This is a genomic window from Mucilaginibacter polytrichastri (genome assembly GCF_001911425.1).
GTDB lineage: Bacteria > Bacteroidota > Bacteroidia > Sphingobacteriales > Sphingobacteriaceae > Mucilaginibacter > Mucilaginibacter polytrichastri.
Genome location: NZ_MPPL01000001.1, coordinates 3,213,494 through 3,235,227 on the forward strand (window position 1 = coordinate 3,213,494; position 21,734 = coordinate 3,235,227).

General features: G+C 42.4%; 18 protein-coding genes. 14 read left to right on the forward strand and 4 right to left on the reverse strand.

The window, feature by feature from the left end; genetic code table 11:
- Positions 1-781, reverse strand: a 781-nt coding sequence (locus RG47T_RS26750; protein ID WP_253187521.1) for an MFS transporter, incomplete at its 3' end; no start/stop codon positions are given.
- A 378-nt stretch (positions 782-1,159) separates the two neighbouring features.
- On the opposite strand from RG47T_RS26750, the gene RG47T_RS13685 reads away from it, so the two are divergent.
- Positions 1,160-2,578 carry a tetratricopeptide repeat protein gene (locus RG47T_RS13685; protein WP_074489991.1) on the forward strand — a complete coding sequence of 473 codons (1,419 nt, stop codon included), beginning with the start codon at positions 1,160-1,162 and terminating at the stop codon, positions 2,576-2,578.
- A 241-nt stretch (positions 2,579-2,819) separates the two neighbouring features.
- A complete protein-coding gene (locus tag RG47T_RS13690; RefSeq protein ID WP_074489992.1) occupies positions 2,820-3,452 on the forward strand; it encodes a hypothetical protein in 633 nt (210 codons plus the stop codon).
- Positions 3,453-3,621: 169 nt separating this feature from the next.
- Here the strand turns inward: RG47T_RS13690 and RG47T_RS13695 are convergent, their stop codons facing one another.
- Positions 3,622-4,824 (reverse strand): proline dehydrogenase family protein, encoded by a 1,203-nt coding sequence (locus tag RG47T_RS13695; RefSeq protein ID WP_074489993.1) that lies wholly within the window; start codon positions 4,822-4,824, stop codon positions 3,622-3,624.
- A 64-nt stretch (positions 4,825-4,888) separates the two neighbouring features.
- Here RG47T_RS13695 and RG47T_RS13700 point away from each other — a divergent pair, with 64 nt between their 5' ends.
- From RG47T_RS13700 to RG47T_RS13745, 10 genes are all read left to right on the forward strand, one after another.
- Positions 4,889-5,095 carry an RNA-binding S4 domain-containing protein gene (locus RG47T_RS13700; protein WP_074489994.1) on the forward strand — a complete coding sequence of 69 codons (207 nt, stop codon included), beginning with the start codon at positions 4,889-4,891 and terminating at the stop codon, positions 5,093-5,095.
- A 2-nt stretch (positions 5,096-5,097) separates the two neighbouring features.
- Positions 5,098-6,171, forward strand: coding sequence for a 3-dehydroquinate synthase (gene aroB / locus RG47T_RS13705; protein WP_074489995.1), 1,074 nt, complete (start codon positions 5,098-5,100; stop codon positions 6,169-6,171).
- A gap of 42 nt (positions 6,172-6,213) precedes the next feature.
- Positions 6,214-7,110, forward strand: coding sequence for a sterol desaturase family protein (locus tag RG47T_RS13710; RefSeq protein WP_074489996.1), 897 nt, complete (start codon positions 6,214-6,216; stop codon positions 7,108-7,110).
- Positions 7,111-7,166: 56 nt separating this feature from the next.
- Entirely contained in the window at positions 7,167-8,000 is an 834-nt protein-coding gene (locus tag RG47T_RS13715; protein ID WP_074489997.1) for a hypothetical protein, read from the forward strand.
- A 318-nt stretch (positions 8,001-8,318) separates the two neighbouring features.
- Positions 8,319-9,155 (forward strand): prephenate dehydratase, encoded by an 837-nt coding sequence (locus RG47T_RS13720; protein ID WP_074489998.1) that lies wholly within the window; start codon positions 8,319-8,321, stop codon positions 9,153-9,155.
- A 155-nt stretch (positions 9,156-9,310) separates the two neighbouring features.
- A complete protein-coding gene (locus RG47T_RS13725) occupies positions 9,311-10,438 on the forward strand; it encodes a chorismate mutase (RefSeq protein WP_074489999.1) in 1,128 nt (375 codons plus the stop codon).
- A gap of 6 nt (positions 10,439-10,444) precedes the next feature.
- Positions 10,445-11,722, forward strand: a complete 1,278-nt coding sequence (gene aroA / locus RG47T_RS13730; protein WP_074490000.1) for a 3-phosphoshikimate 1-carboxyvinyltransferase — start codon at positions 10,445-10,447, stop codon at positions 11,720-11,722.
- Positions 11,723-11,993: 271 nt separating this feature from the next.
- Positions 11,994-13,085 (forward strand): chorismate synthase, encoded by a 1,092-nt coding sequence (aroC, locus tag RG47T_RS13735; protein ID WP_074490001.1) that lies wholly within the window; start codon positions 11,994-11,996, stop codon positions 13,083-13,085.
- 157 nt (positions 13,086-13,242) lie between these two features.
- Positions 13,243-14,466, forward strand: a complete 1,224-nt coding sequence (locus tag RG47T_RS13740) for an MFS transporter (RefSeq protein ID WP_074490002.1) — start codon at positions 13,243-13,245, stop codon at positions 14,464-14,466.
- Between the two features lie 32 nt (positions 14,467-14,498).
- A complete protein-coding gene (locus RG47T_RS13745) occupies positions 14,499-15,137 on the forward strand; it encodes an HAD family hydrolase (protein ID WP_074490003.1) in 639 nt (212 codons plus the stop codon).
- Here RG47T_RS13745 and RG47T_RS25560 read toward each other — a convergent pair.
- Positions 15,125-16,270 carry an NTP transferase domain-containing protein gene (locus tag RG47T_RS25560; protein ID WP_083627404.1) on the reverse strand — a complete coding sequence of 382 codons (1,146 nt, stop codon included), beginning with the start codon at positions 16,268-16,270 and terminating at the stop codon, positions 15,125-15,127. The two genes, RG47T_RS13745 and RG47T_RS25560, sit on opposite strands and share 13 nt — an antisense overlap.
- Positions 16,251-16,742, reverse strand: a complete 492-nt coding sequence (moaC, locus tag RG47T_RS13755) for a cyclic pyranopterin monophosphate synthase MoaC (protein ID WP_074490004.1) — start codon at positions 16,740-16,742, stop codon at positions 16,251-16,253. The genes RG47T_RS25560 and moaC overlap by 20 nt, the downstream gene beginning before the upstream one ends.
- Positions 16,743-17,006: 264 nt before the next feature.
- On the opposite strand from moaC, the gene RG47T_RS13760 reads away from it, so the two are divergent.
- Positions 17,007-18,131: a hybrid sensor histidine kinase/response regulator gene (locus RG47T_RS13760; RefSeq protein ID WP_074490005.1), complete on the forward strand. Its 1,125-nt coding sequence runs from the start codon at positions 17,007-17,009 to the stop codon at positions 18,129-18,131.
- Between the two features lie 27 nt (positions 18,132-18,158).
- Entirely contained in the window at positions 18,159-21,725 is a 3,567-nt protein-coding gene (locus tag RG47T_RS13765) for a response regulator (RefSeq protein ID WP_074490006.1), read from the forward strand.
- Positions 21,726-21,734 lie beyond the last annotated feature (9 nt).

The window sequence follows — 21,734 nt, forward strand, 5'->3', positions numbered from 1 at the left end:
TAAACGTATAAAAGGCCACCGTTGTACCTATAGTAAAGCCAACTATCAGCAGTACTTCTTTTTTGTACTTCAGTAATTCGGTTAATGTGCCCTTGCGGGATAAGGATACCTTTTCGTTTTTAAAAGATTCTGTTTCCAGTAAACTGCGGCGCAGGTAAATGGCAGATACGGCCAGCACAGCACCCAGGCCAAACGGAATGCGCCAGCCCCAGTCGCCCAGTTGTTCTTTGGTTAGCAAAAACCGCTGAAGCACCAATAAGATGGTAAGGGCAATTAACTGCCCCATGCACGATGTTACATATTGAAAGCTGGAGTAAAACCCACGATGTTTTTTAGGTGCAATTTCGCTAAGGTAAGTCGCTGCGGTTCCATACTCGCCACCAATGCTTAAACCTTGCAGCATACGGGCTAATACCAGTATAATTGGGGCAGCAATACCAATGTGCTTGTAGCCCGGTACCAGCATAATTATTAATGAGCCTGCACTCATTAGCAATACAGACAAGGTAAGCGCCGCCTTACGGCCTTTACGATCTGCATAAGTGCCCATTACCCACCCTCCTATGGGGCGCATTAAAAACCCGATAGCAAATATCCCTGCCGTGTTAAGCAACTGTACGGTTTCATTTTGCTTCGGGAAAAATGCTCCACCGAAGTATAGCGCAAACACCGAGTAAGCATACCAATCGTACCACTCCACCAAATTACCTATCGATCCGCCTACAACGCCTTTAACACGAGACCTGATTATTTGTGATTTACTGAGGGTAACTTGCTCCATGGTTTAAAAATATCAATTTCCGGATGATTTACAGTATTGATTAGTGCTAAATACTACAAACAACCTTGGTGAGATATGCACTGAGAAATCATGCTACTAAATTTCATGATAGTTAAAAGAGATGGTTTACGGTTTTTTTTATTACTCATCTCTATTTAGCGGCCTATTTCTAAAATATCCACCGGCTAGTTAAAATGGCCCAGCAGGTATTTGCAGAAATAGCCGGCATTTTGCCAGAAGAAATACGCTGTCCTATTAACATAAGTATGCATTTGGCCAGGCAGCTATACAAAATCAAAACTTTGTTGGCTTTAATTAAGTAAATATCTTTTCAGGATAAAAATTTGTACTTTGCATCTCGTTCACTTTGGTGAAGTAATGCATAAACCTTATCAAACATATTACCTCGTTATTGCACTATGGTCATTGGCTATATTGTCATCTTGCCGGCAACATGCAAGTACACAAAATACCTACAAGCCGAATGCTTATGCCGATACCGCACACGTTAGCCAATTAATAGCCAGGGCTGGTAAAATTGAGAATGCAGATACAAAGCTGCTGCTACCGATAATACAGCAATTATACCATATTAACATCCACACCGGCAATAAGAAAGCATTGGTATATGCCGAAATATTTCAGTCAACTTATTTCTGGCAATCTGCCAACCATTCGCAAGCCATGCAAATTGCCATTAAAGCGCTGGAGGATGCCGAAAGGTGGAAGATAAACCAGCCATTGCCACATATTTACCGCATTATTGCCAACCTGCACAAAGAGAACGGTAATTATATAATGGCAAACAGCACTGCCGACAAAGGTTTAAACGCTGCCAAACTACACCATGATACCACCGGGCTAATAGAAATGCTTGGCCTGAAAGCCATGTTTACCCATACCTATTATTTAAAAATAAAACGCCCGCAAGATGATTTAACCAGCCTCAAGCTTCAATTTGAGGGGCTTAAGATAGCAGAATCCAGCAATGCCTATGAAAAGCTCAGAATACGCTTTTACAATAACATAGCACAGAACTACAAAGACCAAAAAGCTTACGATAAAACGTTATACTATACTGATAAGGCCATTACGCTGGCTAATAAGTATAATCAGTTACGCTCTTTAACTTACTCTTATTGCTGGCTTGGGGAGGCTTTATACTACATGGGCCAACATAATAAAGGCCTGGCCTATTTAAATCAGGCACTTGCCATTACCAGAAAGATCAACGAACCCTACCGCCAAATGGAGGTTTACGAATCCATGTACGCTTGCTATCTGTACAACCATAATTACGAGCAGGCTTTAATGGCCAGTAACAAGGTAGCCAGCATGCGCGATTCTTTACAAATGGTTAAAAGCGTTAGGCAAACCGCTGATATGCAGCTGAAATATGAAGCTGTAAAAAAAGACCAGCAGATCCTATTACTCAACCAGTCTGAAAAAACCAAGAACCTAACCATTATAACAGTATTGGTAAGCTCAGTTATTTTTCTGGGGCTCTCTATCGTGTTAATATTTCAGTACTTTATCATCAGGCGTAAAAACAAGGCTATCCGTAATAAAAACAAAATATTAAATGAGGCTTTGCTTAAAATAGCACATATCCAATCGCACGAGGTGCGCAAACCGCTGGCCTCTATACTGGGCTTGATGAATGTGTTTAAAGCGCACAATTACGAGGTTGGCAAAGACGAGCTATTAATGGTAGAAACATCTACCCAGGAGCTTGACGAAAAAATTCGCGATATTATTTTAGCAACAGAAAGTAAGAGCCACGGCGATGAGCAGTAAGAGTTATCCAAAGCTGATTGTTACGGTATATTCTTCCTGATCCGGCTATAGGGATTCCGTCGTAATAGCCTTCTTTTAAAAATGCGCGATACAAATTCAGCGGAGATCAACGCCTAATCCACTGCAGAAATATGTCTTTGTAAACGTATATGACTTATAAGAGGCGAATCCACTGATGCAAATGTCATATTTGAGATTCTAGATTTATATTTTAGACTACTCTAACAGAATAAAACATTGTATGAACAAAGCTAATCCAGAGTTACCAGATTGGATCTCAAGGCAAGCATCCTTAGGACCTAATGTAGAAGTAGATAGAAAAGACGACTACTCAATTAACGATCGTTTTTGGGATCTTCTTACGGTATGTTGCCCTCTGATTTTTGAAAGATATATGATTATCCTTCATCCATTTTGGATAAATTTTGAAATAAAAAAATTAAAAGAAAGTGGGGTCGAAATTACGAAGGAAGTAGAAGATCAGAATAGAATGTATTTTAAATCCTTAACGTGGCCTAATTTCTTTCATTTGTATAATAAAGAATTCGATTTAAAAACAGCAGTTTCTATAACAGAAGAAATAAGACTTGAAATTATAAAAGAAAAAAAGAAATGGCCGGAATATATTTGGTTTCCTAGCGAAGGGGATTTAGATAATACTCAAATTACAAAAATCAGAGACTCCATCATAGAAATACACGGCGACGTAGAAGTAAATTATTATTACTGCTTTTTGAAAACCAGTGATTGGAATGAAGACCATATATATAAAGGGTTACTTTCCGAATTAGAAGAACTTTGGGCTAAGAATGAAATAAAGGATAATCCAACTGCAATTTTCCCTGACTCAAAAGAATGGTGTATTGTTTTCTGATTTTGACATTGATATATCATTCATTGGAGGCACCGCTGAATTAATAAATAAATTGACAGATGTAAAAGACCTTGATCTATTTGAAATAAAACCTAGGTACCGGGAAAAAGTAAAATAAAAAAGTCCCCTTGTGTTTTCGAAGTGGCTTCTAAACATCACCGTAAGTCCACTATACCTTCCTGCGTTTCTTTTCCTTTAAAATCAAACTCAGCTCGCGGCTCATTTGGCCTGCAATAGCCGTATTCTCCTGCGCCCGGCGAAACAGGTATGGTAACACTGCCTTAACAGGGCCATAAGGTACGTATTTAGCAATATTATAATCGGCGCTGCCCAGGTTAAAGCTCAGGTTATCGCTCATACCAAGCAGTTGCGAAAAATACACATGCGGGTGGTTATGCGGGATGCCTTTCTGCGTCATCAGGTTGGTAAGTACCAGGCAGCTATCCTCATTATGCGTACCGGCTACAAAAGCAATTTTCTCAATGTAATCGGTACAAAATTTCAGAGCTTCGTTGTAATCCTTATCGGTTGCTTCTTTGGTAGCTTGTATGGGCGAAGGGTACCCCATTTCGGCAGCACGCCTGCGCTCTTTTTCCATGTAAGCGCCACGCACCAGCTTGGCACCCAGGATAAAGCCTTCCAATTTGGCTACTTTAAAATCGGCTTTTAATGATTCCAGCTTATCATGGCGATAGATCTGGTAGGTGTTATAAACAATGGCTTTGTACTGGTTAAACTTGCGCATCATATCCATGGCAAGGCCGTCAATTGTTTTCTGTATCCAGGTTTCTTCGGCATCAACCATTACGGGCACGCCGGCGGTAAACGCCTTTTGGCAAATGGCCAACACACGTTCCTGCACTTTTTGCCACTCCTGCTCTTCTTCGGCAGTAAGGGCAGCGCCTGTATCTAATTTCTCGAGCAGGCCAAAACGGCCTACACCGGTAACTTTAAATACAGTGATCGGCACAGCTTTGTCACCTGTTGCGCGGTTAATGGTGCGGATAATCTCGTCGCGGGTAAAATCGAATATAGATTCTTCATCTTCGCCCTCTACAGAATAATCTAAAATTGTACCTACATGCCCCGCTTGTAATTCTTTAATCACGGCATCGCATTCGGCAATGGTTTCGCCGCCGCAAAACTGTTTAAATATGGTGGCTTTAATTATACTCTTAATCGGCAGGCCAATCTTCATCGCAAAATTGGTCATTGGCGGGCCAACTTTAACCAGTGTGTTATTGTTAATAGCCTTAAATAACCAGTAAGCGCGATCTAAACTACCATTAGAAAGATGCTTAAAAGCAATCTCGGTGTTTTCGAAAGAAAGAACGTTTTTTTTGGGTGCAGCGGAAGTATCGTTAGAAACCATTTGGCAAAGTTAGAAAATGCATTATTATAACTCATTATCCTGCGAATAGTTTATTTTTGCCATCATGATAAATTTTGAGCTCGAAGGCGAATATATCCCCCTTATACAACTGTTAAAAGCAACAAACCTGGTACAAACCGGCGGCGAAGCACAAATTGTAGTATCTGAGGGCGAAGTAAAATACAATGGTGAGGTTGATTACCGTAAACGCCTTAAAGTAAAAAAAGGTGACGTTGTTGACTTCAGGGGCCAAAAGATCACGGTAGTTTAATTATGGATACAGTACAAAACAATACGATAGAAAGCATTGGCTACAATGTTTACTTAAACGATAGCCTTAATGAGCTGGCCAATTTTGTGGAGCAGGGTAATTACTCTAAATTTTTTATCCTTACCGACGAATATACCAGTGTACATTGCCTGCCCTTGGTAGAAGAGAAATTTGCAGGTAAAACTTACGACCTGATAGAGATTAACGCCGGCGAAGAAAACAAGACTATCGACTTTTGCATCGGTGTTTGGAAAATGCTGATCGATTTTGGTGCAGACCGCCATAGCCTACTCATTAATGTAGGCGGCGGTGTGGTTACCGACTTGGGTGGTTTTGCGGCATCAACCTTTAAACGGGGTATTGATTTTGTAAACGTTCCTACTACGGTATTGTCCCAAGTTGATGCCTCTGTTGGCGGCAAAACCGGTATCGATATGGATAGTATTAAAAACATCATCGGTACTTTTACCCAACCTAAAGCCGTATTTATAGAGCAGGCTTTCCTGAAAACCCTGCCATCAAGAGAAATACTATCCGGCCTGGCCGAGATGTTGAAGCACGGCTTAATTGCTGATGCAGATTATTGGGAAGCGCTTAAAAACAGTGATCTATCTATCCCATCTACTGATCTGATCGCGCAATCTGTGATAATCAAGAACCGGATCGTAATTTCGGACCCGACGGAGAAAAGCCACCGCAAGGCCTTAAACTTTGGCCACACGGTTGGCCATGCTGTTGAAACTTATTCGCTTGATAACGATGCGGATCACCTTACCCACGGCGAGGCTATTGCCATCGGGATGATTTGCGAGGCCTGGCTTTCCGTTAAAAAGAATGCCGGCTTAACCGAAGACGGCCTTAATGATATAGTTAAAGTATTAACCCGATTTTATCCTAAATACAAAGTTAAAGAATCAACATTCGGTGCTTTAATTGAACTAATGAAGAAGGATAAGAAAAACGAAGGAAATACCATTAATTGTACGTTATTAAAGGCTGTAGGCGCTTATCAAATAAATCAGATTTGTACGGAAGACGAACTTTGCGAGAGTTTAAAATACTACGCAGCGTTGTAATTCGTTCAAAACACATTCTTTCTTTTTTTAGTTATTGTTAGTATGATTCCCCTTAATGCTAAAAATGATGCTGTAGTAGTATTAATTTCCCTGTTGGTTACCTTAACCATTACAGAGATGTGGCTTAGCTACCGCGAAAACCGTCATTATTACGAAAAACGCGATACGCTTACTAATATCTATTTAACTACCATTACCTTTTTTATTAACCTGGTTGTTAAGGGATCCACGTTTTTTGTACTGCAATACTTTTACAAGTTCAGGTTGTTCGAGATCAGCAATGTATTTTGGTACTGGTTTGTGCTTATTGTAACGCAGGATTTTTTATACTGGGTGTTACACTACACCGGCCATTACTGCCGCTTTTTTTGGGCCATGCATGTAACCCACCATTCGTCGGAGCATTTTAACTTTTCTACCGGTTTCCGGTCTACCGTATTCGAGCCTTTGTACCGGGTTTTCTTTTACCTACCACTGGCTTTGATGGGTTTTAACGCTATAGATATATTGTATGCCTACCTCATCACCCAACTTTACGGTAATCTGGTACATACCCAATTCCAGATTAACCTGCCCAAATGGTACGGCTGGATCTTTGTTACCCCGTCGCACCACCGGGTACACCACGCCTCCAACATCCCCTACCTCGATAAAAATATGGCCATGATGCTCATCATCTGGGACCGCCTATTCGGCACCTATCAGGATGAAAACCTGCCCGAACCTATCAAATACGGCCTCACCCACCAACCCGAAGATACCAGCGCAGTCAACATCATTTTCCACGAATGGAAAGCACTGGTGCATGATGTAAAAAAAGCACCTGGTATTAAAAACAAACTCGGCTATCTATTTAACCCACCAGGTTGGAGCCACGATGGCAGCACGCAAACGGCAAGGGCCTTGCAAAGGGAATATAAGCAGGAGAAGGCAGCGTAGATTTTACTTAATTAAATTCGTTATTATTGTTCGATGTCTAACCTGTCGCAATATTAATGAACACGCTTAAAGTAATACTGATTACTACTGTACTGATAATTGCAGATGCGATTTTAGGGCATTACTTATCGATAGCCGCATTAATCTTTACTTTCGTTATAGCTGGTATAATTGCCTACTTATCAGCGAAATTCAATACCCCCGTATGGTTATGTATGCTATTGGTAATAGCACCAATACTGGTAACTGATATAACTATCAAACTAACCAATAATGGTAACGACTTTGAAGCTGCCGGTTTAACTAATTTATTTTTCATATTCAACGTTGTAGTTTCTACTATAATCATCCTTTCCGTTTTAATTAAGTATCACAAACAAAAAACCATTTATATCATATCATCATCTCTAATAATGCTGGCAATCGCTTATGCTCATCTTTCCTATTTCGATTTCTTAGGCTTAACTGAGAATACTAATGCGAGTGCAACAAAAGCAATTTCAATAAAGAACAATATTTTCATTGGTGATCTTATATTCTCTGATAAGCAGATAATTTACAAAAGCGACACTTTAAAAATCATCGATGGTTGGTGCGAAAAACAAGTTATAGTAGATCATACACATCTGATCAAAAAATATAATATCGATTCGTCCATCAATTATGTTGTTCATTTAAAAAGCAATAAGAAATTCAAGGACCTGCAGATATATTATAAAGTTAACGATGGCGATATTAACGGGTCCAATCCTGCTGATTCTTTCCTAACGTTCAGCGATGTTAGATCTGCTCCGCAACCTTTAATAACGTTCTTCAAATTGAATCATATCATAAAAAATAGCACAACCATAAAACAGATAAGCATTGTACCGCCATTTAAAAATTATTGATAAGTAACAAATTAAATTCGGAGCTTATTAAAAAGACCACTTTTTCAATCACCCAATAACTGCCAAATCTTTATTTTACCCAATTAAATTCTGTTTACCCCCTTTATTTTAACAAAATAAAAATTTTCTATTGACAATTTAATTTTTAACAGTACATTTACCACAGTAATAATAAAAATGAAATACACAGGTGCATATTATTTTGGTTTCTACTTTTACTTTAGCAGTAAGAGCCGGGACTGATATATGCCATAACAAGACATACAAAAATCAGAAAAAGTCCCGGCCCAACAGCCGGGACTTTTTTTTTAACGCATTATGGAACAGCAGAAACCACGGGTAGCTATACAAGGAATCAGGGCCTCTTTTCACGAAGAAGCGGCCTTTAAATTCTTTGGCGAAAACATTACAACGATAGAGTGCAACTCGTTTAAACAAACATTCGACAAGTTGCAGGCTCGCGAAGCCGACTATGTGGTAATGGCTATCGAAAACAGCATAGCAGGCAGCATTTTACCAAACTATTCGCTATTGCTGAGCTACAATTTCCCTGTAATCGGCGAAATATACCTACCTATCCAACTGCACTTAATGGGTTTGCCGGGTGTTAAGTTTGAGGATATAAAAACTGCGATGTCGCACCCTATTGCCATCCGCCAGTGTGATGATTTCTTTAACGAACACCCGCAACTGAAAGTAGTTGAAAGCAGCGATACTGCGGCCTGCGCCAAACGCATCCGCGAAGAGCAACTGACCGATACCGTTGCTATTGCAAACTCACTGGCCGCCAAATTGTACGACCTGCAAATCTTGGAGCGCCGTATTGAATCGAACAAAAAGAATTTCACCCGTTTCCTGATCCTTACCCATCACGAAAATGCGGTTAATATCAACGCTAATAAAGCATCATTGTGCTTCCAGGTAAGTAACGAAGTCGGCTCATTGGCCAAGGTGTTAAATATTCTTGCTGAAGAAGGTGTTAACATGAGCAAGATCCAGTCGATGCCGGTATTGGGCAAGCGTAACGAATACAATTTTTATGTGGACGTGGAATGGGAAGATGATAAAGCTTACGATACAGCCATTCGCCAGGTATTAAAATATACACACAATTTTAACATACTGGGTGAATATAAAAGGTATGTAGAAGAGTAAATTTGCGTGTAGTAGTCTGGAAGTCCGGGGTCGGAAAGTCCGTAAGATGAAACATTACAGTACAAAAAAATTCAAGAGTAAATAACAATAGTAAAATATAAAATAAAACTTCCGGACTTTCGGTCATACGGACTTTCGGACCAACAAAACGTAGTATGAAACTTGATCTTAAAATACAACCCCTTAGCAGCTGGATTAAAGCAACCAACGACAATCAACCGCTTTTAATTGCAGGCCCTTGCAGTGCCGAAACTGAAGAACAGTTAGTAGCAACTGCCCACCTATTAGCCCAAACAGGCAAAGTAAGCGCGCTACGCGCCGGTATCTGGAAACCACGTACCCGCCCCGGAGAGTTTGAAGGCATTGGCAGCATTGGCCTCGAATGGTTAAAACGCGCTAAAGCAGAAACAGGCTTGCCAACCGCTGTGGAGGTTGCCACTGCTAAACACGTAGAAGAAGCATTAAAAGCAGGTGTGGATATCCTTTGGGTAGGTGCACGCTCTACCGCTAACCCTTTTACCGTACAGGAAATTGCCGATGCACTGCGCGGTGTTGATGTACCGGTAATGGTTAAAAACCCGGTAAACCCTGATATTACCTTGTGGATAGGTGCTTTAGAGCGCATCAACAATGCAGGTATTACTAAACTGGCGGCTATTCACCGTGGTTTTTCTTCTTACGAGAAATCTGCTTTCCGTAACGAGCCAATGTGGGATCTGGCCATCAACTTAAAAACGCATGCACCAGATCTGCCGATTATCAATGATCCAAGCCACATTACCGGTAACCGCGACCTGATCCCTTACATCAGCCAAAAAGCTTTGGATATGGATATGCAGGGTTTAATGATCGAATCGCACATCGACCCTTCTGTAGCATGGACCGATGCTAAACAACAGGTTACCCCTAAAGCATTAGCCGAACTGATTGACCACCTTACATTACGTAAGCCGGAAGTTAAAAGCGCTGAAATTAAAGATGCCTTAGCCGACCTGCGCAGCAGCATCGATAAAATTGACGATTTAGTAATTCAGAAATTAGCTGAACGTATGCAGATTGTTGAGAAAATCGGTAACTACAAAAAAGATAACGGCATCACTATTTTACAAGTTAACCGTTGGGATGAGATTTTGAAAAAAGGCGTTCAATACGGTAAAGCTCTGAAACTAGATAACGATTTTACCGAGAAATTATTAGAGCTGATCCACAGCGAATCAATCCGCAAACAAACCGAGATCATGAATGCTGGTACCGGTGTTAAGGAAAATTTAACCCACGTATAACTGCTGATGAAACCAAACATCATACTGCGTAAAAACAGTAAAAAGGTAAATACTACAATACAACTCACAGGCTCAAAAAGCGAGTGCAACCGTGCACTCGTTATTGAGGCCTTAAGCCAGGGTAAAGTAAAAGTAACCAACGTTTCTGACGCTGCAGATGCTGTGCTACTTGCCAATATTTTGAGGAATCAAGATCTTAAAATCCTCTCCTCCGGAGAGGATTTAGGTGAGGCTCCGACAACTGAAATAAACATTGGCCCTGCCGGCACAGCCATGCGTTTCCTTACGGCCTATTATGCCATCGCTAACGAAGAAGTGATTCTTACAGGCAGCGAGCGTATGAAACAACGCCCTATTGGCATTTTGGTTGATGCTTTGCGTACACTTGGCGCAGATATTACCTATGTAGAACAGGATGGTTACCCTCCCCTGCATATCAAAGGCGGCTTTGAACAAAAAACCGATCTGATAAGCATTCAGGGTAATATCAGCAGTCAGTATATTACTGCGCTATTATTGATCGCGGCTCGTTTGACCCAAGGATTAAGACTACAAATTGAAGGCGACTTAACATCGCGCCCTTATGTAGAAATGACGTTGAGCATGCTGCAACAGGCAGGCATCCAGCACCAATGGGAAGATAACGTGATCAGCATTGCACCGCAGCCATTTGCAGAAACCAGCATTTGGGTAGAGCCAGACTGGAGCGCGGCATCGTACTGGTATGCCATTGCAGCCCTAAGCGACGAAGCCGAACTATTTTTACCCGGCCTAACCTCATACAGTTTGCAAGGAGATAGCGTAATTGGCGAAATTATGGCCAACTTCGGTATCACCTCACAGTTTAAAGACGGTGGCGTGTATCTGAAGAAAGAACCTAAGCCAATTGTGCGTAAGATCTTTGATATGATTCAATGCCCTGATTTGGCGCAGACTGTTATTGTGGTATGTGCGGCTTTAGGCCACGAAGCTACCTTTACCGGGCTGGAAACTTTGAAAATTAAAGAAACAGACCGTATTGCAGCCTTACAAAACGAGTTGGGCAAAATGGGTGTTAAACTGATTGAAAAAGGCCAGGTTTACAAATTGGACTGCAGCGAGAAGTTTATCCCTCAAAAAATGACCATCAAAACGTACGAAGATCACCGCATGGCGATGGCCTTTGCACCGCTGGCCCTGGTAATTCCAGAACTGGAAATTGAAGAAGCCGCAGTGGTTGACAAATCATACCCGGCATTCTGGACAGATCTGGAAAAAGCAGGGTTTGAAACGCTTGACGTTTAACGTTTTACACCCCCGTCATGCCGAACTTGTTTCAGCATCCCACAGGACAAGCACGTTTGCTTAGCACGTGGGATGCCGAAACAAGTTCGGCATGACGGTTAAAAAAAAATTGTCATTGCGAGGAGGTACGACGAAGCAATCTCGTAGCTATGCAGATCGAATAAGCATTGACTACGAGATTGCCGCGCTATCGCTCGCAATGACAAAAATACTATTAACATCTTCCGGACTTTCGGTCTTACCGACTTACGGACTACATACATCTCAGACAATGGCAGGCAATACCTTCGGGCAAATATTCAGGATAACAACTTTTGGCGAATCGCATGGCGAAGCGATTGGGGTAATTATAGACGGCTGTCCGGCTCAACTGGACATTGATCTGGATTATATTCAATCTGAGTTGGATAAGCGCAAACCCGGTCAGTCTAAAATTACTACACAACGCAAAGAGGCAGATACGGTAAAAATCCTTTCGGGCGTATTTGAAGGTAAAACTACCGGTACGCCTATTGCGATGATCATCTCTAATGAAGATCAACGCTCTAAAGATTACAGCCATAATACAGACGTGTTCCGCCCATCGCATGCCGATTATACTTACCATAGTAAATATGGTATCCGCGATCACCGTGGTGGCGGCCGTTCATCGGCCCGCGAAACTGCAGCGCGTGTAGCGGCAGGCGCCGTGGCTAAACTGATGCTGAAAGCAAAAGGCATCGAGGTAATTGCCCACGTAAGCAGCGTTGGTAAAATTGACGCGCCTAATGTAGATATCAGCAACCCGCAGGCTTTTATTGAGGAGCGTGAGAAAAACATTGTCCGTTGCGTTGACCCGGCTACGGCTGTGGAGATGATCGAAAAGATTGATATCATCCGCAAACAGGGCGATACCATTGGCGGTAAAGTAACCTGCTTTATTACCAACTGCCCCGTTGGTTTGGGCGAGCCCGTTTTTGATAAGCTACACGCCGATCTGGGCAAAGCGATGCTCAGCATTAATGCTGTTCACGGCTTCGAATACGGTTCGGGCTTTGAAGGCAGCGAAATGCAGGGCTCCGAGCATAATGACCGCTTTGTAAACACCGGCGACCAGATCAAAACCTTAACCAATTTCTCTGGTGGTATCCAGGGTGGTATCAGCAACGGCATGCCTATAGAGTTCAAGGTTGCCTTTAAACCGGTGGCTACCATCATGACCAACCAGCAAACGGTTGATGCCAATGGCGATGCTGCCGAAATACAAGGCAAAGGCCGCCACGATCCTTGTGTAGTACCGCGCGCTGTGCCTATTGTTGAAGCTATGGCTGCATTGGTTATTGCAGATCATTATTTGAGGAACAGAACGGCGAAGCTGTTTTAATGTGCAGATGTGCGAATATGCAGATGTGCAAATTAAGACATTGAGCTGCGGATGATTTGAATATGCAGATGTACAAATAAATCCGAAATCGAACATTTGAAATTCGAAATCAAAGCATCTGCATATTTGCACATTCGCACAATTGCACATCTCCTAAATGAACCCTATCCAACTCTACAAAAAAGCATACAACGGGCTCTCCCGTAACAGTTGGTACTTGTCGCTGGTGGTTTTAATTAACCGAAGCGGTACCATGGTACTGCCCTTCATGACTATTTACTGCACCCAGGCGCTGAATTTTACTATTGTGCAGGCAGGTATCATCATGGCTTTGTTTGGCGTGGGTTCTATCACCGGGGCATTTATCGGCGGAAAAATTACTGATAAATATGGATTTTATGATGTGCAGGTAGGTTCGCTGATAAGTGCAGGTTTTTTATTTATTGTATTAGGATATCAAACTACATTTATCAGCATTTGCTGCTGCGTATATGTATTAAGTGTGTGCAATGATGCCTTTAGGCCGGCAAACTCTACCGCAATAGCGGCTTATAGCACTGCCGAAAATAAAACCCGTTCTTATTCACTCAACAGGCTGGCGGTAAACCTGGGCTGGTCGTTCGGTGGTGCATTGGGCGGCTTTTTGGCTGCGCATAACTATCACTTATTGTTTTGGGTTGATGGTTGCACCAATCTAATGTCGGGCTTGTTGCTGCTGAAAATTATGCCGAGATCAAACTACAAAAAACCACATACAGATGTAACCCATCCCGACGCTAAAAGCTCGCCTTACAAAGATACTGTATACCTCGTCTTTATTTTGTTGACCACCTTATTTGCTACGTGCTTCTTTCAAACCTTTACCATACAGCCGGTATTTTATAAAACACAATGGCACCTTAATGAACAGGTAATAGGCGGCATGATGGCATTGAATGGGTTACTGGTGGCCTTTGTAGAGATGGTGCTAATAAGCGGACTAGAAGGTAAGCGGCACCCTTTGCGCTACATTTGCATGGGTGTAATATTAACCGGCATTGCCCTTACTATGGTTAACTGGCTGCCGCCAAGCGTACTGGTGGCTACATTGGTTATCATTGTTATCTCCTTTGGCGAAATGTTTGCCATGCCTTTCATGAACTCCTTTTGGGTGGTGCGCACCAACGATCATAACCGCGGGCAGTATGCAGCCTTGTACACCATGTCATGGTCTACCGCGCAGATATTAGCGCCAATTATTGGGAGTCAGATCATTGCGCTATCGGGTTACACTACCTTGTGGTGGGCAATGGCGGTAGTATGCGGCGTTTCGGCTACGGGTTTCTTTTTTCTTTATAAGCTGCGGTTTCAGCATCAGCTGGTAACTATCACCAATAGTTAAAACATTACGTATATTTTTTTCCTTTTATTAATATGATAAAGGCACTTATTTTAGATATGGATAACACCATATTCCCAACTAAATCAATCAGCGACGAGATATTTGAAGTAATTGAACATTTGATGGAAGAGCATCGCGGCAACCTTAATGATGAGCAGTTAGCAGAAGCAAAAACAGCATTAAGCCGTACTCCGTTTCAAAAGGTGGCAGGTCAATATGGTTTTACCGAGGAGTTTACAACCAACGCTATCGAACTATTGAAAAACACCACCTACAATAAGCCGATCAAGCCTTATAAAGATTACGAGATTGTTGAATCTATCAACCTACCCAAATTTTTGGTCACATTTGGTTTTGTAAAACTACAGCAAAGCAAAATTGACGGATTGGGTGTTCGCAGCCATTTTAAAGAGGTTTTTGTAGTCGATCCCGAGATCAGCTCTAAAACCAAGCGCGATATTTTTGTGGATATTATGGAGAAATACGGTTACCATAAAAATGAGTTGCTGGCCATAGGTGATGACCCCGAATCTGAAATAAAAGCGGCACAGGATTTAGGTATTAAAACCTATCTGTACGATCCCGAAAGCCGTTTTAAATCGGGCAAGGTTACTTACCACGAGCAAAGCTACAAGAAGCTAAAATGGCTGATCGAAGATCAGAAAGAATGATTTTCTGACTTGAAAAAGCGCAAGGCCTCGTCTCTTTCTTCGGGGCTGTTTGCGTTTCTAAACTCGCTTACATCAGGCGCGGTCAGCAATTCAATATCACTATTAATCAGCACTTTGCGCGGGCACGAATATCCCTGCGCTAAAAACTGTAGCATTACCGGGTAAGCGCGCGGCTCCCAAATGGTAATCAGCGGTTCGGGAAATTTACTGTCGCTATCTAAAAACGCCGTTGCCAGTTTAGATGGGTTGCGGTGCTTTACCAGGTAGTCTATAGTATCGGGCTTCAAATAAGGCAAATCGCAAGCCACCGTTAACCATGCCGCATTTGGATTGCGCTGCATGGCAGATAATATCCCGCCGAAAGGCCCTAGCCCGGTAAAAGTGTCTTCAATGGTTTCGAACCCATTCTGGCCCTTATCTGATAGGTAAACATGGGCGCAAAACCGGCCCAGCATCTCAAACATGTAAGCTCGCTGTGTTATGCCGTGATAAGCTATACTACCCTTATCGGTAAGCATACGGGTACTTTTCCCCCCAGCCAAAACCAACCCGCTCAGCGGGGCCACAGCCTCATTCAAAAATATAGTTAAGAAAGAAATGATCCGGGCTTCATCGTGCAAAGCCAGTACAGGGATATTTTTAATATCTGGTAAATGCGCTTCCAAAAATTCGGGAATGCGCGCATGTTCGCTTAATAATATTAAAACTACATCGGTCAGCTTTTCCAGCTTTTCATCCAGCGGCTTACCGGGGTGGATGATCACAATCTGCTTTTTAGCGTTAAAATGGTTGCCGTTAATCAGTACTAAGTCCTGGTTATTGAACAATATTCTATTACTTAAATGAGTAATATTTTCCTGTTTAAAATCTATCCTTTTGTGGCTTATTTTGTCGGTATATTGCAAAGAAGCACCCTCCAGCAGGTCATCAGACAAGCCATCTTCCCGATGATCGGCATCGACGTAAGCAACCTTCCATTTACCATCCAGCAACAAGAGCCAACGTGCAACCAACCCGCGGATTACACCACATGGCGCACCCAAAATGCCAAGTTCATTTTTGCCGAAATCACCCAGGTTGGGGCGCACCAAAGGCGCGTGTTTCTGATGTGGTTTATTGGGTTTGGTAATCACTTTTCCCTCCTGTTTTTTGTATCAGTTTGGTTTCCTTTATCACAATATCGTGCGAAAAAGCTTTGCACATATCATAAATGGTTAGGGCAGCTATACTGGCCCCCGTTAAGGCTTCCATTTCTACCCCAGTTTTCGAGGTAATTACAGCTGTACACATAATCACCACTTCACGGGTTTCATTAATACAGATATCAACCTTAATATTTTCTAACGCTAAGGGGTGGCACAGGGGTATCAGATCGGCTGTTTTTTTGGCCGCCATGGTACCCGCAATAATTGCCGTCTGAAAAACCGGACCTTTTTTAGTATGGATATCATTACCGCTCAATAGCGCCATAATTTCATCGCCCAAAACCACAATACTCTGTGCTACAGCGGTTCTTTTGGTAATCTGTTTATCGCTTACGTCAACCATGGTTGGGTAATTGGTATTGGCATCAATATGCGTAAAATTGGCAGTTTTGCTTTCCATATCCGTTATATAACAAAGCTATGCAATACTTAATTGTTTTGGGTTGCCAAGAATGTTAAAAAAATGCCGGATAAACATTAAAACAAAAAACGAACATTTTACTTTCTATAGCAACAACCCGTAGTCTTACGGACGATGATTGATTAATGCGAAAGCATACAGTACAGTTACAACAAATTATTTTAGTGTTAACACTTGTTTATAATTGATTTAAACAACGCAGAGCTCTATATTTACGTTTTCATCTACCGAATTGATAAATTCATGATACTAATAGTTGACGATAAGTCTGAAAACCTTATTGCGTTAAAAAAAATCTTAGAAACGCATAATTTCAGCGTCGATACAGCCTTGTCGGGAGAAGAAGCTTTACGCAAAATACTTAAATACGCCTATAAACTTATCATACTGGACGTGCAAATGCCCGGTATGGATGGCTTTGAAGTGGCTGAAGCTATTGTTGGCTACAGTAAAACAAAGGATATCCCCATTATATTCCTATCGGCAGTTAAAATTAATAAGCAGTTTATCAGTAAAGGTTATGCCTCCGGCGGGCGCGATTATTTGGTTAAACCGATTGATCCGGACATCCTGGTACTCAAGATTCGCACCTTTATTAAACTTTACGAGCAAACAGACGAGCTTAACCGCATACAGGCTGCCCTACTCGAAGAAATTGAGTACCGTAAGGAAGCAGAAAGTAAAAAAGACGAATTTATCAGCATAGCCAGCCACGAGTTAAACACACCGCTTACCTCTGTTAAAGGCTATTTACAGCTGGCCGAAAAATCTTTCGAGAAAGATAATAAGCCGCATACCCGCATGTACCTCGACCGTACAAAAACACAGCTTAATAAGCTGAACCAGTTGGTTGCAGATTTGCTCAATACCTCAAAAATCATCTCAGGCAGTCTCGAATATCATTTTAAAGAGTTTGATTTTGAACCCTTTGTAGATAGTGCTATCGATATTATTCAACAATCGTACCCCGGCAAACATATTATAAAAACCGGCCTGGCCGATGTTAAAATACAGGGCGACCCATTACGTTTAGAGCAGGTAGTGCTTAACTACCTCACCAATGCTATTAAATACTCGCCGGATAGTAATGATATTTTTGTTGAGGTTGCCGTATTACCGGCCAATAAAGTAACATTGCGCGTGCGCGACAAAGGCATCGGTATACCTAAAGAAAAACAGGACCAGCTTTTTGATAAGTTTTACCGGGTAGAAGAATCGTCAAACCGCTTTCAGGGCTTGGGTATGGGCCTTTATATTTGTGCCGAAATCATCAGGCGGCATGGTGGTACATTTGGTGTAGAGAGTGAACCGGGCCATGGTGCTACCTTCTACTTTACCGTCCCTAGCCACAAAGAAAAATTGCAATAAACCTTATAAAAATATACTTAGTTATCAATGAAAACTACTGTAACCCGTAATCTGCAAATTGGATTCGGCCTTTCATTGCTGTTGCTCATCATCAGCTCTATAGTTTCGTACATCAGCATTACAAACCTGCTCGCCAGCTCGCAAATGGTTGACCATAGCAGCAGCGTTATCCAATCGCTCGAAACGGTAATATCAACCATGAAAGATGCCGAAACAGGCCAGCGTGGCTATTTATTAACCAGCCGGGACGAATTTCTGGAACCGTATAACGGCTCTTATGAAAAAGCATTGTTAAACACTAACAGAGCTCAGGATTTAACTACAGACAATGCCCGGCAACAAGAAAATGTGAGAGCGATAAAACAGATCATGCTGAAAAGGATGACCGTGCTGGAACAACTAATAAACAAAAAAAGATCGGGGCAGGTTGTTACTGTTGATGACCTGCGCCAGGGCAAAGCCAATATGGATGCCTTACGTGTAGCCGTTGCCACCATGGAGCACGACGAAAATGCGATGTTGGTGGAGCGTACTGCCAGGCTTAAACAATTTTCGGCCTTTACACCAGTTGTAATAGTGTTTGCGGCTATCCTGTCAATTATAATTTCGATATTCTCTTACTTTAAAGTAACCAGTGATTTGGCCGAGCGTAACCGTTTGCAAAAAGCGCTGGAAGATAAAGATATTGAAACATCACACCGTATTGGTGTAATACAAGGTATTGCCGATAAAATATCTAACGGCGAATATGAGATTAGGGTTGTTGACAAAGAGAAAGACACCTTGGGCAGCCTGGCTGTTTCTTTAAATAAAATGGCCGAATCGCTCGATTTCTCTTTTACCAAACTCTCTGACAATGAATGGCTGCAAACCGGTATTGCCCAGCTTAACGACCGTATGGTGGGCGAAAAAGATGTAGCCGAAGTAGCTAATGATATACTTGATTTTGTGGCTACCTATACCAAAAGCCAGGTAGGTGCCTTTTATACTTTTGAAAACCATGTGCTAAGACTGCAAAGCGGTTATGCCTTAAATACAAATGTCAATAAATTGATCCCCGCAGGCGAAGGCATACTAGGGCAGGTTGCCGCCAGCGGCAAGCAAATATTTTTGAACGATATTGATCCTGATTATATTTCTGTAAGCCACGGTACCGGTGGTATTAAACCTAAGAATGTAATAGCCATCCCGGTATTTCAAGACAATAAGGTGCGTGGTGTTATTGAGCTGGCCTCTATTAATGGCTACACCGAACGCAAATTCGATTTCTTACGCACAGTAGCGGGTAACATCGGCATTGCCATAGTAAGTGCGCAAAACCGCAAAAAAATGCAGGAGCTGCTGGAAGAAACCCAGGCACAGTCTGAAGAGTTACAGGCACAGCACAGCGAACTCGAAAACCTGAACACCGAGCTGGAGGCGCATACCCAGCGCTTGCAAACATCAGAAGAAGAGCTGCGCGTACAGCAGGAAGAACTACAGCAAACCAACGGCGAACTGGAAGAACGCAACAAAATTATCAACGAGCGTAACACAGAGATACAGCGTAAAGCGGCAGAACTGGAACAAACTACCCGGTACAAGTCTGAGTTTATGGCTAACATGTCGCACGAGTTGCGCACGCCGCTAAACTCTATCCTGTTATTGTCGAGATACCTGTCTGAGAATACAGAAGAAAACTTAACCGAAGAGCAAACCGAATCTGCAAGGGTGATACTTAACTCTGGCAATGGTTTATTGGATTTGATTGATGAGTTGCTGGACCTTTCTAAAATAGAAGCAGGTAAAATGGAACTCGAATATGAGAACATCCATCTGGCCGGTGTGGCATCAGATATGCAATCGCTGTTTAGCCCTATTGCCCGCGAAAAGAAACTGGAACTTATTATCGACAATAAATTTAAAGCTACTGATACCTTCGAGACCGATAAGATGCGCCTGGAGCAGATTATCAAAAACCTGATGAGTAACGCGCTTAAGTTTACAGCCACGGGATCTGTTAAGTTAACGATCCAGCCTTCGGCAGATGATGCTTCAACGATCGAATTTTCTGTCGAAGATACAGGCGTAGGTATCCCTAAAGACAAGCAAGAAATGGTTTTCGAGGCATTCAAACAAGCCGATGGTTCAACCAAGCGTAAGTTTGGCGGTACAGGTTTAGGTCTGTCTATCAGCCGCGAACTGGCCCGCTTGTTAGGCGGCGAAATTAAGCTAACCAGCGAACCGGGCACAGGTAGCAACTTTACCGTAATTATACCTAAAGTAAAACCTGCTACCGTGCCGTTACCGCAACCCTTGCGTATAGACACACCAGCTACAGTTGTTGAAGAGGTAAAAGCAGGCGACCGCGTAAAGCACCTATCGCCTACGATACCAAACGATATTGATGACGACCGCGAAAGCATTGTTACAGGCGATAAGATCATTTTAATTATTGAAGATGATACCGCATTTGCTAAAGCACTGCTGGGCTTTACCCGCCAGCGCGGCTACAAAGGCGTAATTACCGTACGTGGCGACCAGGGAGTAGAAATGGCCCTTAAATATCGCCCGCTGGCAATACTGCTCGACCTGCAATTACCAGTTATGGATGGCTGGGAGGTAATGGAAGCGTTGAAAAACAACCCACTCACCAAGCCTATCCCGGTGCATATTATGTCATCTATGGAAGCTAAAAAAGAAAGCCGCCTGCGTGGCGCTGTCGACTTTATTAATAAGCCGGTTGCCATGGAGCAGATGAAGCAGATGTTTACCAAGCTTGAAGATGCCTTAAGCCGAAGCCCAAAAAAGGTGCTGATTGTGGAAGAGAATGCCAAACATGCTAAAGCGCTGGCTTACTTCCTGGAGAGCTTTAATGTATCAGCTACCGTATCAAGCAGCGTGAGTGATGGTGTAAACACACTTAAAAACAACGAGGTTGACTGCGTGATATTAGATATGGGCCTCCCGGACAAAAATGCCTATGAAACGCTGGAAGTTGTAAAACAAAATCCGGGATTAGAAAACCTGCCGATTATTGTTTTTACGGGCAAAAACCTGTCATCGGCAGAAGAAGGCCGTATTAAGCAATATGCAGACTCCATCGTGGTTAAAACGGCCCACTCCTACCAGCGAATACTGGATGAAGTAGCTTTGTTTATGCACCTGGTAGAAGAAACTACAACTAAACCCAATATATCGCGCACTAACAATAACGGCCCGCTTAATGAGGTACTAAAAGATAAAACCGTGCTGATTGCCGATGACGATGTACGCAACATTTTTTCGCTCACCAAATCGCTCGAGAAGCACCAGATGCGCGTAATATCTGCCACAGACGGTAAAGAGGCCTTGCAGCAGTTGCAAAATCACCCCGAAACCTCGATCGTATTAATGGATATGATGATGCCCGAGATGGATGGCTACGAAAGTACCAGCAAAATAAGGCAGAACCCTCGGTTTAAAAACCTGCCGGTTATTGCCGTAACCGCCAAAGCCATGATGGGCGACCGCGAAAAATGCATTAGCGCGGGTGCATCAGATTATATCTCTAAACCGGTTGATATTGATCAGCTGGTATCGTTGCTGCGTGTATGGCTATATGATAAAAACTAAATTCTGGTT

Excerpts from the sequence above, each read along its gene's own strand:
- RG47T_RS13725 (WP_074489999.1), top strand. The coding sequence starts at position 9,311 with ATGAAACTTGATCTTAAAATACAACCCCTTAGCAGCTGGATTAAAGCA.
- moaC (WP_074490004.1), bottom strand. The coding sequence starts at position 16,742 with ATGGAAAGCAAAACTGCCAATTTTACGCATATTGATGCCAATACCAAT.
- RG47T_RS13690 (WP_074489992.1), top strand. The coding sequence starts at position 2,820 with ATGAACAAAGCTAATCCAGAGTTACCAGATTGGATCTCAAGGCAAGCA.
- RG47T_RS13685 (WP_074489991.1), top strand. The coding sequence starts at position 1,160 with ATGCATAAACCTTATCAAACATATTACCTCGTTATTGCACTATGGTCA.
- RG47T_RS13695 (WP_074489993.1), bottom strand. The coding sequence starts at position 4,824 with ATGGTTTCTAACGATACTTCCGCTGCACCCAAAAAAAACGTTCTTTCT.
- RG47T_RS13720 (WP_074489998.1), top strand. The coding sequence starts at position 8,319 with ATGGAACAGCAGAAACCACGGGTAGCTATACAAGGAATCAGGGCCTCT.
- aroA (WP_074490000.1), top strand. The coding sequence starts at position 10,445 with ATGAAACCAAACATCATACTGCGTAAAAACAGTAAAAAGGTAAATACT.
- RG47T_RS13765 (WP_074490006.1), top strand. The coding sequence starts at position 18,159 with ATGAAAACTACTGTAACCCGTAATCTGCAAATTGGATTCGGCCTTTCA.
- RG47T_RS13740 (WP_074490002.1), top strand. The coding sequence starts at position 13,243 with ATGAACCCTATCCAACTCTACAAAAAAGCATACAACGGGCTCTCCCGT.
- aroB (WP_074489995.1), top strand. The coding sequence starts at position 5,098 with ATGGATACAGTACAAAACAATACGATAGAAAGCATTGGCTACAATGTT.
- aroC (WP_074490001.1), top strand. The coding sequence starts at position 11,994 with ATGGCAGGCAATACCTTCGGGCAAATATTCAGGATAACAACTTTTGGC.
- RG47T_RS13710 (WP_074489996.1), top strand. The coding sequence starts at position 6,214 with ATGATTCCCCTTAATGCTAAAAATGATGCTGTAGTAGTATTAATTTCC.
- RG47T_RS13760 (WP_074490005.1), top strand. The coding sequence starts at position 17,007 with ATGATACTAATAGTTGACGATAAGTCTGAAAACCTTATTGCGTTAAAA.
- RG47T_RS13700 (WP_074489994.1), top strand. The coding sequence starts at position 4,889 with ATGATAAATTTTGAGCTCGAAGGCGAATATATCCCCCTTATACAACTG.
- RG47T_RS13715 (WP_074489997.1), top strand. The coding sequence starts at position 7,167 with ATGAACACGCTTAAAGTAATACTGATTACTACTGTACTGATAATTGCA.
- RG47T_RS13745 (WP_074490003.1), top strand. The coding sequence starts at position 14,499 with ATGATAAAGGCACTTATTTTAGATATGGATAACACCATATTCCCAACT.